Source organism: Brachybacterium sp. GCM10030252 (assembly GCF_042666535.1).
In the GTDB taxonomy this organism is placed as follows: Bacteria; Actinomycetota; Actinomycetes; order Actinomycetales; family Dermabacteraceae; genus Brachybacterium.
This window is the reverse complement of sequence record NZ_JBHTDM010000009.1, coordinates 14,215-31,583: the sequence shown is the minus strand read 5'-3', so window position 1 is coordinate 31,583 and position 17,369 is coordinate 14,215. Positions and strand designations below refer to the sequence as shown.

General features: G+C 71.3%; 15 protein-coding genes. 4 read left to right on the top strand and 11 right to left on the bottom strand.

Features of this window, described 5'->3' with window-relative positions; genetic code table 11:
- Nucleotides 1-131: 131 nt before the first annotated feature.
- Nucleotides 132-797 (top strand): YoaK family protein, encoded by a 666-nt coding sequence (locus ACFQRJ_RS08825; protein ID WP_377018639.1) that lies wholly within the window; start codon nucleotides 132-134, stop codon nucleotides 795-797.
- A 214-nt stretch (nucleotides 798-1,011) separates the two neighbouring features.
- Here ACFQRJ_RS08825 and ACFQRJ_RS08820 read toward each other — a convergent pair whose 3' ends face one another.
- The 8 genes from ACFQRJ_RS08820 to manD all read right to left on the bottom strand — a co-directional run bounded on the left by ACFQRJ_RS08820 (nucleotide 1,012) and on the right by manD (nucleotide 11,701).
- Entirely contained in the window at nucleotides 1,012-1,677 is a 666-nt protein-coding gene (locus ACFQRJ_RS08820) for a GntR family transcriptional regulator (RefSeq protein ID WP_377018638.1), read from the bottom strand.
- 10 nt (nucleotides 1,678-1,687) lie between these two features.
- The gene (locus ACFQRJ_RS08815; RefSeq protein WP_377018637.1) at nucleotides 1,688-3,397 is read right to left on the bottom strand and encodes a dipeptide ABC transporter ATP-binding protein; all 1,710 of its coding nucleotides are present in this window, start codon (nucleotides 3,395-3,397) and stop codon (nucleotides 1,688-1,690) included.
- A 5-nt stretch (nucleotides 3,398-3,402) separates the two neighbouring features.
- Nucleotides 3,403-5,166, bottom strand: a complete 1,764-nt coding sequence (locus tag ACFQRJ_RS08810; protein WP_377018994.1) for a gamma-glutamyltransferase family protein — start codon at nucleotides 5,164-5,166, stop codon at nucleotides 3,403-3,405.
- 113 nt (nucleotides 5,167-5,279) lie between these two features.
- A complete protein-coding gene (locus tag ACFQRJ_RS08805; protein WP_377018636.1) occupies nucleotides 5,280-6,257 on the bottom strand; it encodes an ABC transporter permease in 978 nt (325 codons plus the stop codon).
- Nucleotides 6,254-7,210 (bottom strand): ABC transporter permease, encoded by a 957-nt coding sequence (locus tag ACFQRJ_RS08800; protein ID WP_377018635.1) that lies wholly within the window; start codon nucleotides 7,208-7,210, stop codon nucleotides 6,254-6,256. Before ACFQRJ_RS08800 ends, ACFQRJ_RS08805 begins: the two co-directional genes overlap by 4 nt.
- Nucleotides 7,207-8,829: an ABC transporter substrate-binding protein gene (locus ACFQRJ_RS08795; protein WP_377018634.1), complete on the bottom strand. Its 1,623-nt coding sequence runs from the start codon at nucleotides 8,827-8,829 to the stop codon at nucleotides 7,207-7,209. Before ACFQRJ_RS08795 ends, ACFQRJ_RS08800 begins: the two co-directional genes overlap by 4 nt.
- Before the next feature lie 236 nt (nucleotides 8,830-9,065).
- A complete protein-coding gene (gene mgtE / locus ACFQRJ_RS08790) occupies nucleotides 9,066-10,424 on the bottom strand; it encodes a magnesium transporter (RefSeq protein ID WP_377018633.1) in 1,359 nt (452 codons plus the stop codon).
- Between the two features lie 26 nt (nucleotides 10,425-10,450).
- Nucleotides 10,451-11,701 carry a D-mannonate dehydratase ManD gene (gene manD / locus ACFQRJ_RS08785; RefSeq protein ID WP_377018632.1) on the bottom strand — a complete coding sequence of 417 codons (1,251 nt, stop codon included), beginning with the start codon at nucleotides 11,699-11,701 and terminating at the stop codon, nucleotides 10,451-10,453.
- Nucleotides 11,702-11,877: 176 nt separating this feature from the next.
- Between manD and ACFQRJ_RS08780 the strand changes: the two genes are divergently transcribed.
- The 3 genes from ACFQRJ_RS08780 to ACFQRJ_RS08770 all read left to right on the top strand — a co-directional run bounded on the left by ACFQRJ_RS08780 (nucleotide 11,878) and on the right by ACFQRJ_RS08770 (nucleotide 14,828).
- Complete coding sequence (locus ACFQRJ_RS08780) at nucleotides 11,878-12,723, top strand: IclR family transcriptional regulator (RefSeq protein ID WP_377018631.1); 846 nt, start codon at nucleotides 11,878-11,880, stop codon at nucleotides 12,721-12,723.
- A gap of 83 nt (nucleotides 12,724-12,806) precedes the next feature.
- Entirely contained in the window at nucleotides 12,807-13,676 is an 870-nt protein-coding gene (locus ACFQRJ_RS08775; protein ID WP_377018630.1) for a potassium channel family protein, read from the top strand.
- A 129-nt stretch (nucleotides 13,677-13,805) separates the two neighbouring features.
- Complete coding sequence (locus ACFQRJ_RS08770; RefSeq protein ID WP_377018629.1) at nucleotides 13,806-14,828, top strand: LCP family protein; 1,023 nt, start codon at nucleotides 13,806-13,808, stop codon at nucleotides 14,826-14,828.
- A 36-nt stretch (nucleotides 14,829-14,864) separates the two neighbouring features.
- On the opposite strand, the gene ACFQRJ_RS08765 is transcribed toward ACFQRJ_RS08770, so the two are convergent.
- The 3 genes from ACFQRJ_RS08765 to ACFQRJ_RS08755 all read right to left on the bottom strand — a co-directional run bounded on the left by ACFQRJ_RS08765 (nucleotide 14,865) and on the right by ACFQRJ_RS08755 (nucleotide 17,359).
- Nucleotides 14,865-15,677, bottom strand: coding sequence for a hypothetical protein (locus tag ACFQRJ_RS08765; RefSeq protein WP_377018628.1), 813 nt, complete (start codon nucleotides 15,675-15,677; stop codon nucleotides 14,865-14,867).
- Nucleotides 15,678-15,723: 46 nt separating this feature from the next.
- The gene (locus ACFQRJ_RS08760; protein ID WP_377018627.1) at nucleotides 15,724-16,407 is read right to left on the bottom strand and encodes a hypothetical protein; all 684 of its coding nucleotides are present in this window, start codon (nucleotides 16,405-16,407) and stop codon (nucleotides 15,724-15,726) included.
- Between the two features lie 115 nt (nucleotides 16,408-16,522).
- Nucleotides 16,523-17,359, bottom strand: coding sequence for a LacI family DNA-binding transcriptional regulator (locus tag ACFQRJ_RS08755; protein ID WP_377018626.1), 837 nt, complete (start codon nucleotides 17,357-17,359; stop codon nucleotides 16,523-16,525).
- Between the last annotated feature and the right edge of the window lie 10 nt (nucleotides 17,360-17,369).

Sequence of the window (17,369 nt, the reverse complement as noted above, 5' to 3'; positions counted from 1 at the left end):
GGGCACCTGGCGAACGCCACGCAGTGCACGATCGGGGCGGCGTGCAGCCGAGAAGGACTCTCGCGTAGTTGAGCGTGTCCACTGCCTGGTCAGCACGTCGAGGGGTTACCTGCTTGTATACAATCCGCAACATGGTGCGCGCTCGTCCACATCTCACCCTCATGCTCGCCCTGACCTTCTCGACGGGGGTGATCGATGCGGTCGGCTACCTCGGTTTCGACCGGGTCTTCAGCGGCAACATGACCGGCAACGTGGTCCTGCTCGGGATGGGACTCGCGGGCGCCAACGGGCTCCCGATCGTCCGGCCGGCACTGGCCCTGCTCGGCTTCCTGGCGGGGGCCGTCCTGGGCGGGCGCGTGCTCGGCCCCACCCCCAAGGGCACGTGGACCACGCGCACCACAGTGCTCCTGGTGCTGGTCACGGCCGGTCTGCTCGGTTCCGCGATCATCGCCGCGCTGCCCGGCACGCCGTCCCATGCGGTCCTCGGAGCCGCCACCACCACTCTGCTCGCGGTGGCGATGGGCATGCAGGCGGCCGCGGCCCGGCGCCTCGCCGTCGCCGACGTCACCACCGTCGTGGTCACCTCCACCATCGTGGGGCTGGCCGCCGATTCCCGTCTCGCCGGCGGCACGGGCGAGGCCTGGGGCCGACGGATCCTGGCCATCGTGCTCATCGTGCTCGGCGCCTTCGTCGGCGCACTGACGCTCTACATCTCGTTGTGGCTGGGTATCGCGGTGACCGTCGCCGTCACCCTCAGCGTCGCGATCCTCGGGCACCGGCTGCGCGAGAGCGAGTGAGAGAGCCCGCACGTCTCAGAAACGTTCCCGCGGGAACGCTTTCGAGCCGTAGACGTTCCCGCGGGAACGTCTACGAGATGCGCGCGTTCCCGCGGGAGCGTTCTCCGGGCGGGTGAATCGCCGCGCCGACCCGGGATCGCCGCGTCGCCCCGGGATCGCCGCGTCGACTCGGGTGGGCGGCGGCAGCTCACGCCCGGCGGACCCGACCGGCCCCTCAGGCCTGCTCGGGCGTACGGGAGGCCAGGAAGGCGTTCCGGGAGCGTTCGAGGTGGCGGGACATGAGGTCGCTGGCCTCGCGGGCGTTGCCGCGGCCGATGTGCTCGAGGATCTCCCGGTGCTCGTTCCATGCGGCGTCTCCGCGGTGGCGCACGTGGGCCGGGGCCAAGGCGTGCATCCACTGCGTGCGCCCGGTGAGCTGGCGCAGCAGCGAGGTGAAGCTGGCCCGCCCCGACAGCGCCCCCAGCGCATTGTGGAAGCGCACGTTCAGAGCGGCCAGCTCCTCCGGACGATCTGCAGAGATGGCGTCGTCACCGGCTCGCAGGATCTCGTGCGCCGCCTCCCATGCCGCTGCCCATTCCGGGTCCCCCTGCGGCGAGGTCAGGCGGGCGGCGCGCTCGGCCGCGGTGCGGGTCGTGGAGGTCTCCAGCACGATCCTCATGTCGAACAGCACGCGCATATCCTCATGCTCGGGCTCGGCCACGCGGGCCCCGGCGTTGGGGCGCAGCTGCACGTAGCCGTCGGTGGCGAGCTCACGCAGCGCCTCCCGGACGGGGACGCGGGAGATTCCGAACTGCTGGGCGAGAGCGACCTCGCGCAACCGTTCGCCGGGGGCGAGGGCGCCGGTGATGATCGCCTCGCGCAGGTCGCCAGCGATTCTCACCGCCGCCGGATCAGACATTCATGAACTCCCGACCCGGCGCTGCCTCGAGCAGGCCACGGGTGTAGTCGTGGGTAGGATCGCTGATCACTGTACCGGTGGCTCCGGTCTCCACGATGCTGCCGCGGTGCATGACCACCACGTCGTCGGCGAGGTTCGCGACCACCGCCAGGTCGTGCGTGATGAACAGGCAGGAGATGCCCAGCTGCGTCTGCAGGTCGCCCAGCAGCTCCAGGATCTGGTCCTGGACGAGGACGTCGAGCGCGGAGACCGCCTCGTCGCACACCAGCAGCTGCGGGGAGCTCGACAGCGCCCGGGCGATCGCGACCCGCTGGCGCTGACCGCCGGAGAGCTCTCCGGGCAGGCGGGAGTCCACCTCGCGTGGCAGCGCCACCTGGTCCAGCAGCTCCGCGACGCGCCGAGCCCGCTCGGCCCGGGTGCCGATGCCGAAGACCGCGAGTGGCTCGGCGATGATGCGCTGCACCGTCCACGTCGGATCCAGCGAGGAGTAGGGGTCCTGGAAGACGGGCTGGGCGAAGCGACGCAGGTCGCGGCGCACCGATGAACGGCGCGTGTCCACCGGGCGGCCGTCCATGAGCACCGTGCCCCCGCTGGCCTTCTCCAGTCCGAGGATGATCTTGGCGAGCGTCGATTTGCCCGAGCCGGATTCGCCGATGACCGCCGTGGTGCGGCCGCGGCGGGCGGTGAAGGAGATGCCGTCCAGGGCGACGACCTCACTGCGGCCGCCGCGCAGCCGGTAGACCTTGCGCAGGTCCTCGATGCGCAGCACCTGCTCACGACGGGCCTGCGCGGACGAGCGCGGGGGCGGCTCCTCCTGCCGCGGCGCGACCTCGAGGGTGGGCGAGGCCTCGACCAGCCGCTTGGTGTACTCCTCCCGGGCCGATCGCAGCACCGCGTTCGGCGATCCGCGCTCGATGACACGGCCCTCGTGCATGACCAGGATGGTGTCGGTGCGGTCGGCGGCCACCCCGAGGTCGTGGGTGACGAACAGCAGGGACATGCCGCGCTGGACGACGAGGCGCTCGAGATGGTCGAGGATCTGCTTCTGCACGCTGACGTCGAGGGCGCTGGTGGGTTCGTCGGCGATGATCACGTCGGGGTCCCCGGCGAGCGCGATCGCGATCAGCACCCGCTGACGCATGCCGCCGGAGAACTCGTGCGGGAACTGCTTGCGGCGCCGTTCGGCCTCGGGGATGCCGGCCTCGGTCATCAGCCGGACGACGTCCTGCGTGATGGCGGCGCGGTCGCGGTGGCCGTAGGCGCGCAGGGCGTCGGCGATGTGGTCGCCGATGCGCATCGTGGGGTTGAGGTTGGTCATCGGGTCCTGCGGGACAAGGGCGATCCCCTGCCCGCGCAGCCGGCGATAGGTGGCCTCGGGGGCGCCGGCGAGCTCCCGGCCGCGGTAGCGGATGGAGCCGGCGGTGATCCGGCCGGCGCCGGGCAGCAGCCCCAGGATCGCCGAGATCGTCGTGGACTTGCCCGATCCCGAGCCGCCCACGATCGCGGCGCGCTCTCCCGGCGCGAGGGTGAGACCGACGTCCTGGAGGACCGCGGTGTCGCCGTAGGCGACCGACAGGTCCCGGATCTCGAGGACGAGCTCGTCCTGCGGGGCCGACGGGGCGGCTCCGGCGGCCGGGCGCTCCGGGGCCGACGGCTGCTGCGGGGCCGAGATGCCGGGGTCGTGCTCTCTCGCATCGTTCATGCCGCTCACCGTCCTGCCGCGTAGCCCTGGGCGCCGCGGGGATTCGCGGCGGATCGGAGGATCCCGGTGGCCGGGTCCCGGCTCACGCAGGACAGCCGCCCCAGGGCCCAGTCGCCGGCCCGGACCACGCGATGACCGCGTGCTTCGAGGCCGGCGATGACGTCGGGTCCCAGCCGGTCCTCGACCACCGCCCCGCCCGGTGTCCACGTGCGCGGCCAGAACGAGCCCGGCATCGACGTGGTGTGCAGCGCGGGCGCGTCGATGGCCTGCTGCGGTTCGAGGCCGCCCACGAGCACCCGCAGCAGGAACAGCAGCTGCCACTGGTCCTGCTGGTCGCCGCCGGGGGAACCGCAGGCGAGCACCGGGATGCCGTCGCGCAGCACGAGGGTCGGGGTCAGGGTGGTGCGCGGTCGCTTCCCCGGCCGCAGGGCGGAGGGCATGTCCTCGTCCAGCCACATCATCTGCAGGCGGGTGCCCAGGCAGAACCCGAGCCCGGGGACGGCCGGTGAGGACTGCAGCCAGCCGCCCGAGGGGGTGGCGCTGATGATGTTGCCCCAGCGGTCGACGACGTCGATGTGGCAGGTGTCCCCGCGTGCCTCGCCGCTGGGCCGGACCGTCGGCTCCCCGGCGCCGTGGTCGACGTCGCCGCCGGTGGCCTGCGCGAATTGTTCCTCGGTGACCAGGGGCGGCAGCGGCAGGGGCCCGTCGCCGACGCGGCCGGGGCGGAACTCGTGGGAGGCCTCCTCGGTGATCAGGGCGCGCCGGGAGGCGATGTACTCCTCGCTCAGGAGGGTCTGCAGCGGCACCTGGCCATCGCCGTAGTGCGCGTCGCGGTCGGCCAGGGCCAGCTTCAGCGCCTCGAGGATGGTGTGGGCGCCGAGCTCGGTGGCCGGGTCGAGGTGGTCGTCGTCGAAGCCGTCGAGGAGGCGCAGGGCCTGCAGCAGCACCGGGCCCTGGCCCCAGGGGCCGGTCTTGGCGATCGTCCATCCGCGGAAGCTGGCGGTCGCGGCGGGCTCGAAGGTGGCCTCGGTGGCGGCGAGGTCGGCGGCCGTGATGACGCCGGCGTGGTCGGCGCCGTCGGAGTGGCGATGCGGGGTGCGCACGAACTCGGCGATCGCCTCGGCGACCGGTCCGGTGCGCCACCGCTCGCGGGCCGCCTGGATCCGGGCCGCGCGCCCATCGTCCTCGGTGCCGGTCTCGACAGCCTCGCCGGCTGCGATGAGGTCGCGCAGCACGGCCGCGTACTCAGTATTGTGCACGAGCTGCCCCGGGGCGGGCGGCGCACCGTCCGGCATCCACAGCGCCGCCGAGCTGGGCCAGTGCTCGGTGAACATCTGCGAGAGCGCCTCGATCTGGGCGCTGACTCGGGCGAGCACGGGGTGGCCGTCCTCGGCGAGCTCGATCGCGTAGGCCAGGACGTCGGCCAGCTCCCACGTGCCGTGCTCGGCCAGGAGCTTCAGCCAGGCGTCGACCGCCGTGGGGATCGCGGCCGCCAGGGCGCCTGTGCCGGGAACCCGTTCGAGCCCTTCGGCGCGGTAGTGCTCGATCGTTGCGCCCGCGGGGGCGGCGCCCTGGCCCATCATCACCACCGGCGTGGGGTCCTCCGCCGTGGCGAAGACCCCGGTCATGTCGCCTCCGGGGCCGTTGAGATGCGGCTCGACCACGTGCAGCGCGAAGGCCGCGGCGGTGGCGGCGTCGAAGGCGTTCCCGCCGCGCTCCAGGACGGCCTGAGAGCACGCGGTCGCGATCCAGTGGGTGGTCGCGCTCATCCCGAAGGTGCCCTCGAGAGTGGGACGGGTGGTCGGACCGGGCGGCACCACGAACCCGGGCTGCGGGCGGCCGGAGCTGGTCGAGGTGGAGGGGCTGGTCGGGCTGGAGGGCGTCATCGGCGGCTTCCCTTGGTCACGGACGGATCGAAGGCATCCCGCAGGGCGTCTCCGAAGATGTTGAAGGCGAGGCAGATCAGGACGATCGCCAGGCCGGGAAAGATCGCCGCGGACGACGACCGGTAGATGTACTGCTGGGCGTCGGAGAGCATGATCCCGAGGCTGGGCGAGGGCGGCTGGATGCCCAGGCCGAGAAACGAGAGGGTCGCCTCCCCGATCACGGCCACCGGCATGATCACCGTGGCCTGGACGATGATGGCGCTGACCGCGCCCGGCAGGATGTGCAGTCCCAGGATGCGGGGCGCCGAGGCATCCGTCGCGATCGCCGCCTTGACGAACTCCGTCTCACGCAGTCGCAGCGTCTCGCCGCGCACCACCCGGACCATGGTGGGGATGTTCGCGATGCCCAGTGCGAGGGCGGCATTGGTCAGGCTCGCCCCGGCGATCGCCGTCAGCCCGACGGCGAGCACGAGGAACGGGAAGGCGAGGGCCACATCGGTCAGGCGGGAGACGACGAGGTCGGCCGGCCGCCAGTAGCCGGCGAGCAGTCCCAGCGGGGTGCCGATGCCCACGGCCAGCACGATCGTCAGGAGGCCGACGATCATCGAGGCCCGCACCCCGTGCAGCAGGCGGGAGAGGATGTCGCGGCCCAGGTCGTCGGTCCCCAGCGGGTAGCCGACGGTGCGGGGCACCTGGAACGGGTGGGCGAAGTTGGTCTCGGCGAAGCCGTGCGGAGCGAGCAGGGGCCCGAGGACGGCCGCGCCCACCACGAGCGCCACCAGTACGGAGCCGATGACGCCCTGGGGCGTGGAGACCAGTGCGCCCAGCACGCTCTGGCGCCGGGGCGTGCCCGCGACCGGCGCGTCCGTCGGGCCCTTCGCACCGGGGCCCGGCGTGGCCGTCCCGGCGGTGGGGCCCGAGCTCGAGCCGGTGCCCCGGGCGGGGGTCGAGGGGGTTCTCAGCGCGTCGGTCACGAGGTGGCACCGCCTGTCCGGATCTGTGGATTGATGACGGAGTAGAGGACGTCGACGAGAATGTTGATCAGGACGTAGCCGGCGGTGATGACCAGCACCACGGCCTGGATCACGGGATAGTCGCGGGCGAAGACGGCATCGAGCGTGAGCCGTCCCAGGCCCGGCAGCGCGAAGATGCGCTCGGTGACCACCGCCCCGGAGATGAGCGCTCCCAGCTGCAGGCCGACGATGGTGACCAGCACGATCAGGGAGTTTCGCAGTCCGTAGCGCAGCAGGATGCGCCCGCGCCCGATGCCGGTGGCGCGGGCGGTGCGCACGTAGTCGGTGCTCATGGTCTCGATCATCGAGGCTCGGGTCTGCCGGGTGATGACCGCGGCGAGGCTGGTCCCCAGGATCACCGAGGGCAGGAACAGGTGGTGGATGCCGCGTATCGGGTCCTCCAGCACATCGACGTATCCCGAGGCGGGGAACCAGCCCAGTCCGACGGCGAGCAGCAGGATCGCCAGCAGCCCCAGCCAGAAGTTGGGCACGGACAGCCCGATGAGGGCGAAGAGATTGGCGCCCACCTCTTCGGGACGCCCACGGCGTCGCTCGGCGAGCATGCCGAGCGTGATCCCGACGATCACGGCCACCAGGATGGCGAACCCGGAGAGCCACATGGTCACCGGCAGCGTGGTCGCGATCATCTGGGTGACGGGCTGGCCGGTGCGGGTGGAGGCGCCCAGGTCGCCGGTGACGATGCTCTGCAGGAACGCCAGGAACTGCACCGGCAGCGGTTCGTCCAGGCCCAGTTCGGTGCGCACCGCGGCGACCTGCTCCGGGGTGGCCTCCTCCCCCGCCATGGCCAGGGCCGGGTCGCCGGGCAGGGCACGCACGCCCAGGAAGATGACGAGGGCGGCGATCAGCAGCGTGGTCAGCGCCTCGGCCATCCGCACGAGCAGAAAACGGATCATGAGCGATCACCATCCAGGAAGGCGGCGTGGGAGAGGTGGACGACCCCGTCTGCGTACACGGCCACGCCGGCGACGTCATCGCGGTGAGCGGTCAGGCTGCGCACGCGATAGAGATAGATGAAGGCATTGACCTCCTGCATGCGGGCGACCGCCTCGCCGTAGACCTCGGCGCGCTCGCCGATGTCTGTGACCTGGGTGGCGTCCTCCAGCAGCCGGTCGACCTCGGGGTCGGAGACTCCCGGGTAGTTGTTGCCGCCGCCGGTGGTCCAGAAGGAGTAGGCGTTGCCGTGGGGGTCGACACGGCCGGACCATCCCAGCAGCACGACCTCGAAATCCCCGCGGCTCTGTGCGTCCAGCACCGCCGTGTACTCCATCGGCGCGACGTGGATGGCGAACCCGGCCTCCTTCGCCTGGGCCTGCAGGGCCTGGGCGTAGCGCAATCCGTCCTGGGTGTTCGAGACCGTCACCCGGACCGGGTACGGGATCTCCACCCCGGCCTCCTCGAGGAGGGCCTTCGCGGCGTCCGGGTCGTAGGCCGGCAGATGGCGGCTCTCGGGCGAGGTATACGGTGAGGAGGGCGAGATCGGGGAGCCCGCCGCCGTGTACCAGCCGTTGAAGACGGTGTTGACCAGGGCGTTCCGGTCCACGGCGTGGGACAGGGCCTGTCGCACGCGCTCGTCGGTGGCCAAAGGGGTGCTCGGGGGCTCCTGCCCCTCGGGGGCGTGGCCGACGTTGACGGTCAGCCCTTGGTAGCCCAGTGACTCCACCTGCAGGGTGCCCACGCCGTCCACGGCCTGGAGCGCTTCGAAGTCCTGCGGGGAGATGCTGTCGGCGACGTGGACATCACCGGACTGGATGTTGGCGGCGCGGATGTTCGCATCGGTCATGATCCGGTAGGTGATGCGGTCGAGATGGACGTTGTCCGCGTCGTAGTACAGAGGATCAGCCTCGACCTCGATGGCAGTCTGCGGCACGCGACGGACGAACTTGAACGCGCCGACGCCGACGGGGTGGTTGCCGAAGTCCTCCCCGAGCTCGTCGAGCGCCTGCGGCGACATGATCATGCCGGCGCGATCGGCCAGGGCCGCGGTGAACGGGGCGAAGGGGCTCTCGAACTTCACGCGCACGCGCAGCGGCTCTATGGCCTCCACGGCGCTGATCGGCCCCAGCTCGGAGGCACGGGTCGAGCCCTCGAGGGTGAGGTGGCGTTCGAGAGTGAGGCGTACGGCCTCCGCGTCGAACTCGGCTCCGTCGGCGAACAGGACGCCGTCCTTGAGGGGGATCTCGACGGTGAGGCCGTCCTCGGAGATCGTGGGCAGCTCGGTGGCGAGCATGGGCACGATCTCGCCGTCGGCCGAGATGTCGTAGAGCTTCTCGCACATCGTCTGCATGACGAAGCGCGTATACAAAGAGCTCGAGGTGGTGGGGTCCAGCCGGTCCGGCTCGGAGGACAGCGCCATGACCAGATGCCCGCCCTCGCGGAGCGGCCTGCCGTCAGCGCTGACCTGCTTGCGCTCGGGGCGTTCGGGCGGGTCTCCCAGTGGCTGGAGCGGCACGCACCCCGCCACCAGCGCAGCAGCGCCTGCTGCTCCGAGACCCAGTGCTGAGCGTCGTCTCACGTGGCCACCTCCGTCCTGCTGCGGGATGACGAAGAGTTCGGGGGGGTCAGGACCTCTCCGACGACACGTCGATCCGAACTGCTCGGATCCGAACTCCTCGCGTCGTCACGCCACTTTTGTATACATTCCGGCGCCAGACGAGAGAGGGGCGCATGGTGGACACAAGATGACGGACCGATAACGGCGACGCCGTGCGATCGGACTCCGGGCAGCGGGAGCCGGCGCGAGTGAGCCCCTCAGAGCCCGAGGACGGCCGTGGCGATCGTGAAGTAGATGATCAGGCCGGTGGCGTCGCAGAACGTGGAGATGAAGGGGTTGGAGAACACGGCGGGATCCGCCCCGACCCGCTTCGCCACCAGCGGCATCAGGCCGCCGACCATCGCCGCCATCATGCACACCGACAGCAGGGTCGCCCCCATCACGAGGCCGATGGGCCAGCCGTAGACCAGCCCCGCGATCACGAGCCCGAGGCTGCCGAGGACGGCGCCGAGGGTGGCCCCGACCCGCAGCTCGCGCCACACCACCCGCGGGAGATCGCGCACTCGCACCTCCCCTGTCGCCAGCGCCCGGGTCACGGTGGTCGCGGCCTGGTTGCCCGTATTGCCGCCGGTGCCGGTCAGCAGCGGGATGAACAGGGCGAGCACGACGACCTGGTGGAGCCGGTCCTCGAAGATCTCGAGAACCTGGACGGTGAGGATCGCCGAGACCGCCAGGATCAGCAGCCACACGATGCGGCTGCGCACGATCCGCAGGATCGGCGTGGAGAGGTAGGCCCGGGGCAGCGGCTCGGACCCCCCGGTGCGCGCGGAGTCCTCGGCGTTCTCCTGCTCGATGATGTCGACGGCATCATCGATGGTCACGATCCCCACCAGCCGGCCCTCGCGGTCGAGGACGGGCATCGCCAGCAGCTTCGCGTCGAGGAATCGCCGCGCCGCCTCCTCGCGGCCGTCGGTGGCCAGGGCGTGGACGGCCTCGTGGGCGAGGTCGCCCACGAGCTCCTCCTCGTCCGAAACCAGCAGCCGGCGCAGGCCCACGACGCCGAGAAGGCGTCGCGTGCCGTCCACGACCGGCAGCATGTAGATCGTCTCGGGCTCGTCCGCGTGGGAGCGCACGTGCTCCAGCGCCTCGCGCACGGTCGCCGATGGCCGCAGGGTGAGCATCTCCGGCGACATGTACCGGCCGATGGAGTCCCGCGGATACCCCAGCACCACCGTGGTCATGGCGCGCTGACCGGCGTCCAGACCCCGCATCAGGCGCTCGGCGACCGAGGCCGGCAGCTCGTCGAACAGGGAGGCCCTGTCATCGGGGTCCAGGTCGTCGATGATCTCGGCGACCTGGGGAGTGCGCAGCCCGGAGATCAGTCCCGCCTGGTGGTCCGCGGGCAGCGCCTCGAAGACGGCCAGTGCGGTGCCCTTGTCGAGCACGCGGAACAGCAGCGCGGCCTCCGTGGCGGGCCGGGACTCGACAAGATAGACGAGCTCCGCGGTGGGCAGGAGGCCGGCCTCGAGGGCCAGCTGTTCGAGCTGGCCCTCACCCAGCGGCTCGGCGCGCAGCAGGGTGAGGACGGAGTCGACGGTCGTCTGGGTCTCGCTCACCGTGCCATTGTCGCCGAGGCCGCCGCTCACCAGTCGTGCACGGAACCGTCCCGCAGCCGATTGACGGGCAGATAGGCCGGCACGTACTCGTGGGCCGCCGCGGCCTGCTCGTCGAGCTCGACGCCGAGCCCCGGGGTCTCCCCCGGGTGCAGCATGCCGCCGTCGACGCTGTAGCTGGTACGGAACACCTCGAGCGCGGTGGCCGAGTGCGGCATGTACTCCTGGATGCCGAAGTTGTGGATCGCCAGGCCCAGGTGGAGGTTCGCGGCCATGCCCACGGGAGAGACGTCCGTCGGCCCGTGGAAGCCCGAGCGGATCCCGTAGATGCCGGCGAAGGTCATGATCTGGCGCAGGCCGGTGATGCCGCCGGCGTGGGTGGTCGAGGAGCGCACGTAGTCGATGAGGCGCTCGGTGATCAGCGTCTGGTAGTCGTGGACCGAGTTGAACACCTCGCCGATCGCCAGCGGGGTCACGGAGTGCTGGCGCACCAGGCGCAGTGCGGACTGGTCCTCCCCGGGCGTGCAGTCCTCGAGCCAGAACGGGTCGTAGGGCTCGATCGCCTTGGCGAGCTTGGCCGCTTCGATGGGCGACATGCGGTGGTGCCCGTCGTGCAGGAGCCGCAGCTCGCCGCCGAACTGCTCGCGCACCGCGGCGAAGACCGAGGGCAGGTGGCGCAGGTAGGCGGCGGTGTCCCAGGTCTCCTCCGTCGGCCGCAGCGCCGCGGGCTCGGAGCCATCGGTGGCGGGCCGGCCGGCGGGCTCGTACTCGTAGGCAGCCCCCGGGGCCGCGTCGTGAACGCCGTAGATCTGGCCCAGGCCCGGCACCCCGCTCTGGATGCGCACAGCCTGGAAGCCCTGGTCGACGTATCCGGCAACGGCGTCGTTCAGCCGTTCGATGGTGCTGCCGGAGGCGTGGACGTAGGCCATCAGCCCGGTGCGGGAGGCACCGCCGAGCAGCTTGTACAGGGGCTCGCCGGCCTTCTTCGCGGCGATGTCCCACAGGGCCATGTCCACCGCGGCGACGGCGGCCATGGTGACGGGCCCGCGCCGCCAGTACGGGCTGCGGTAGAGGTACTGCCAGGTCTGCTCGATCGCCGACTCGTTGCGGCCGACGAGGGTGGGGGCGACGTGGTCGCGCAGGTAGGAGGCGACCGCGAGCTCGCGTCCGTTCAGGGTGCCGTCACCCCAGCCGACGATCCCGTCGCTGGTGGTGATCTTGAGGGTCACGAAGTTGCGACCGGGGCTGGTGACGATGACGTCGAGGCGCTGGATGCTCATGACTGCCCCTCCTGAGGCGCTGCTGCGGTCCACGCCCCGAGAGCACACGGCGTCGTCGGCGCGGGGGAACGGCATGTTCTGTATCGTGGAACAGGTATTCCGTAATGCATGTCAGCCTAGGGCGAGGAGTACCCCGCAGCAACGCGGTCCCAGACGGACAGGAGACGATCGACGCCATGGCCACCACCCCGGACGGCGGCTCCTCCCCCGTGGGCAGCGTCGACAAGGCGCTCGCCCTGCTCGAGATCCTCGCCGAGGCTGGTCCAGACGGAATGACGCTGCGCGACATCGCCGGGCGCAGCGGGTTGAACAAGGCCTCGGTGCACCGGTTGCTGCGCGCCCTGATCCACCGCGATTTCGCCGAGCAGGTGCCGCCGGACCAGCGATACCGCCTGGGCAGCGCGCCCTTGGTCATGGCAGGTCGCTTCGAGGGCGGTGACCATCTGCCGGTCCTGTTCGCGCCCGCCCTCGCCTCGATCTCCCAGCGCACGCAGGAGCTCGTCCATCTCGGCCGGATGGACGGCGCACACGTCCTCTACCTCGACAAGGTCGAGCCCGAGCGCACCCTGCGGGTGTGGTCCCGCGTCGGCAAGCGGGCTCCCGCCGGGCGCACCGCCATGGGCCGGGCGATGCTCGCGGCCGACGGGATCCGCGGACCCGCTCTGGAGGCATACGCACAGGCCACCGCCGCCCGTGCGGCCGAGCCCGGAGCCGAGGTCACTCCTCGGCGTCTTGCCGGCGTCGTCGAGGAGGCCGCGCGCCGGGGCTGGGCGAGCGAGGTCGAGGAGAACGAGACGGGTATCGCGTGCGTAGGGGTCGCCATGGTCCGGCCCGGTGGGAAGTCGGCGGCGGTCAGCATCACCGGTCCGATCGAACGGATGGGAGAGCAGCGCCGCGCGGAGATCGGCGCGCTGCTGCGCGAGGAGCTCGCTCGCCTGGCTCCGGCCGGGTTCTCTCTCGCCGATACCGACCGATCGGGCGCCCCTGCCGGGGGCCGCACCGGCGCCGGGGACGAGGGCTGATCACGTATTCTTCGCGGCGTCGCCGCGCGCGACATCAGCGAACGTCGCCTCCACCGCCATCGCGGGGAAAGAAGAAGAGCCGGATGACCGCCCTCTCCATGCTGGCCGGGATCGCCCTCGTCCTCGTCGGCCTCTTCGACATGTTCCACACACTGCTGCACCCGCGCGGGAAGGGACGGCTGAGTCACGCCGTCATCGTGGCGTTCTGGAAGGGGTCCGCCGCGCTGGGTCACCGGTTCGGTTCCGCCGTGGGGCCCGGCGGCATGGTGGCCGTCATCATTCTGTGGGTGCTGCTGCAGGGCGTGGGATGGGCGCTGATCTATGCGCCCCACCTGCCTGAGGTATTTTCGTACTCCGGCGTCGATCCCGCCCAGCAGGGCGCCCTCACCGAACCGCTGTACGTCGCCTTCATGACCCTGTCGACCCTCGGCTACGGCGACGTGGTCCCCAACGCCGACTGGGTGCGCGTCATCGCGCCACTGGAAGCCCTCACAGGATTCGCCCTGCTGACGGCCGCGATGACGTGGTTCATGCAGGTCCATCCCGCCCTCGCGCGCCGACGGACCCTGGCCCTGCGCCTCGCCGCTCTGGCCGACGCCGAGTACGCCGCGGAGCTCTCACAGCTCGAGCCCAGCTCGGCGGCGCGGACCCTGGAGACTCTCACCGCCGATCTCGCCGGCGTCTGCGTGGATCTCTCCCAGCACTCGGAGAGCTACTTCTTCCAGGAAGAGGATCCGGAACAGTCCCTGGCCCGCCAGCTGCCCCACGCGCTCGAGCTGCGCGATGCCGGCCGGGAGGCGCCGTCGGCCGACGTGCGGGCCACAGCCCGGGCGCTGTCCGAGGTGATCTCCCACCTGGCACAGAAGATCCAGGGGTTCGTCAAGGTGGAGGGAGAGCCGGAGGAGGTCTTCCGCGCCTACGCCGACGACCACGCCCGCAGGCAGCGGGAGTGACGACGGCGCGAGGATGCCCGGCCACGCAGCATGGAACGCCCTGATGACGAAGTGCCCAGCTCCGGGCCGCATACTATGCCGCGCCGGTACGGGCAGGCCGCCACCGGGTCGGGCGAAGGAGAGGTGCTCATGAGTTCTGTGCAGCGGCCGCGCGGGCGGCATCGCGCGATGTCACCGCGGCGGAAGGTGCGCCTGCGCCGCACTCTCCTGGTCACCGGTGCGCTCCTGGCGGTCGCCGTCCTGGCCGGCGTGATGATCCCGGCGATGCGCCTGCAGGGCAGCCTCGAGACGGCTCCGCTGCGGGCCGGGACCGACGAGGCCGATCCCCTCCCGACCGACGGGATGAACATCCTGGTCCTCGGATCAGACAGTCGGGATCTGACCAGTGGGAACTTCGAGCAGGGTGACGGCAGCAAGCGCTCCGACTCGCTGATGGTGGTCCACCTGGCCGAGGACGACGATCGGATCGACGTGGTCCAGATCCCGCGTGACACCGTGCTCGAGCTGCCGGCCTGTGCTGACGCCGGGCGCGGCGAGGCGCCGAGCAGGCGCGGCATGATCAACTCTGCGCTGAACTACGGCCCGGCGTGCTCGGTGCGCGCCGCCGAGGAGCTCACCGGGGTCGGCATCGACCACTTCGTCGAGGTCGACTTCGATGGGTTCGCGGACATCATCGACGCCCTCGGCGGCATCCCGGTCCACCTCGAGGAGACGTTGCAGGATCCCTTCGCCGATCTGGATCTCCCGCAGGGTGATCAGGTCCTGGACGGCTACCAGGCACTGGCCTGGGCTCGCACCCGGCACGCCGTGGGCGATGGCAGCGACATCGCGCGCTTGGATCACCAGAAGGAGGTCATCGACGCGATCGCGAACACGGTGCGTCACGACGGGGTGCTGAACCGTCCGGACCGGTTGTACTCCTTCCTGGACGCCGTGATCGCCTCCCTCACCGTCGACGACGATCTCGGGTCGGTCAGAGCACTGGCCACCCTCGCCACACGCGTCTCGCACGTGGACCAGGACGACATCACCATCGTCACGATGCCGTGGGAGCCGGCTCCGGGTGACCCGAACCGTGTCGTCCCCTCGGCTGATGCCGAGGACGTCTTCACCTCACTGACCGAGGACGTTCCGCTGCCGGCGCAGGCGTGAGCAACGGGCATCAGCGCCCCACGACACGCATTCCGCTCACCGGATCCGGGGACGCGGCACTCGCGAGGAGAGCAGCGCCGCCACGATCCCCAGCACGATCGCGGCCACACACGCGGTGATGATCTGGTCCGACGGAACATGGAACCAGACGCCCGGTCGGCCCATAAGCGCCAATGCCCTCACGAGGATGTCCACGACGAGCTCGCCCCCGGCGAGCACGGCGCTGACCACCGCGCCGAGGGCAGCACCCACGGCGACGGCGCCGGATCGCCGGCCGAACACCACGAGGACGAGCACCACCACCGTCGTGGCGAGCGTCCATACGGCGACATGGAAGGCGTCGTCGGCGACGCTGCTCAGGGTGATTCGGATGGGCGCCGCCTCGAGCTGTTCCGGCGTATACATCCGGGAGAAGACGGGATAGAAGATCTGCTCCCCCGTCGTGCGGAAGTCGTACGGTGCGCCCAGTCCGAGCAGCAGGCCGGCCGACGGGGCCAGCACCCTACCGGCAGCCTCTCTTCCCTGCCACGACCGGACGACCACCACCACGGCACAGAGCGCCCCGGCAAGGATCACCGCGTGCAGTCCCGGGCGCAGCACGTCGAAGGGGGAGAGCCCCTGGCCGGAGGTTCCCCACAGTGAGGGGGCCCACCACAGTGACCTGTCCAGCACGATCGTGCCGAGTCCCAGGAGGACGCCGAGCCCGGCGAAGACGGCGACTCGGCGTCGGCTCTTCGCCGGGATGACGAGGAGCAGGGCACCCAGCGGGAGCGCGATCAGCAGCAGGTGGGCGATGTCGTGCTGGATGCCGTACTCCAGCGAGCGCAGCGCAAGCGACACACGTTTCACCGGTGCACCAGCCTCGACGAGGAGTCCCCCTCGAGGTCCGCGCCCCTCACCCCTCCACCGTCGCGTCGGCCTCGCGCGAGCGACGCGCCTCGAGCACGCCGCCGGCGATGCTGCCGATGGCGAAGGCGATGACCAGGACGATCAGCAGGGTCGACAGTGAGGTGCCGGGCGCTCCGCCGACGATCATCGAGGCGAGGGTCAGCACGCCCGCCACGGCGGCGGCGCAGGCGGTGCCGATCTGGAGCGCCCGAACCCGCCCGCTCAGTGCCACCAGAGCAGATGCGAGGGCCACCACGGCCATGGCGTCGATGACGACTGCGGCGAGCGCGATGACCTCAGAGGAGGAGATCCCGAAGAAGGCGGGAAGGATCCGGCTGGGATCGCTGAGCCCGATCAGCACGCAGGCGGCGATGCCCAGGCCCGCCCCGAGCGCCGAGCCGTCGCGCCGCAGCACGACCAGCACCGCCGCAGCCAGCGCGCACAGCACTCCCAGGACGATCCCCACGCCGGTGAGGGACCCGATCAGTCCCCCGCGGCCCACGAAGCTCGCCGCCCCCGCGATGATCACTCCCACCAGCAGGCTGGCTCCCAGGCCGAGCCCGGCACCGCTCCACATCCGGCGCGGCGCCGCGACGACACCCGCGGCGAGGAGGAAGGCGATCGGCACGGCCAGGGACACGGCCGTCAGGGCCGAGGCGAGGAGCTCGAGGGGATCGAGATCGAAGATCATGCTTCATGGTCTCCCGAGCCGGCGCTCGCGGGGGTCGGGTTCTCAGAACCGTGACCTCGCGCCGGCGCTGAGCGCCGGCGTCCACGGCGCGCACCGGCACCGCCGATGAACACCGTCAGCCGCGTCGTGGCGCCACGGTTCCCCGCGGGAGCAGCCGCGGCACATCCTGCGTGAGGTGGACGGGTCGGGCCGGATCCGCCAGAAGCGAGGTCGCAGCCCGTCCGAGATCCACCCCCAGCTGATGCGGCTGGCGGTCGATCACCGCGAGCGGCGGGTCATGGGTCTGGCACGCCGGAGAATCGTCCCAGGCCACGATGGAGACGTCCTGCGGGACGGCGACACCCATCGCGACCGCCCGGTCGCAGCCGGCGATGGCCATGGCGTCGTTGTCGTGGACGATCACCGTCGGCCGGAGGGATCCGGACAGCAGGGTCCGGACGCACTCGGCGCCGCTGGCCGCGCCGTAGTCCCCGTCGGCCGCGAGCATCGCCATGCCGTGCTCGCGCACGAAGGCCTCGTAGGCCTCGCGCCTCCACGCGCTGTGCAGCAGGTCCGACGGCCCGCCCACGTGGGCGATCGCCTCGTGGCCGAGCTCGCGCAGGTCCTGGAGCAGCCGGCGCATGGTCCCGCCGTTGTCCATGGTCACGCTCGAGGAGATCCGGCGCTGGCGTTCGTCGCCGATCACGATGAACGGCAGGCCGAGCTCCCGGGCGGCCGACGGTCGCGGATCGTCCACGTGGAGGTCCTTGAGGATCACCACGTCGGCCAGGGGCCGCTCGGCCCATCGCCGCAGCGCCTCGATCTCCTCGTCGACGCTGCGGCACACGCGGCTGAGGACGGTGTGTCCGAGAGGGACCACCGTGTCCTCCAGCCCCTGCAGCACCTGGGTGTAGAACTGCTCGGACCTCGCCGACCACACGGATTCGGGGATCGCGATGCCGATGGTGCCCATGCTCCCCCTC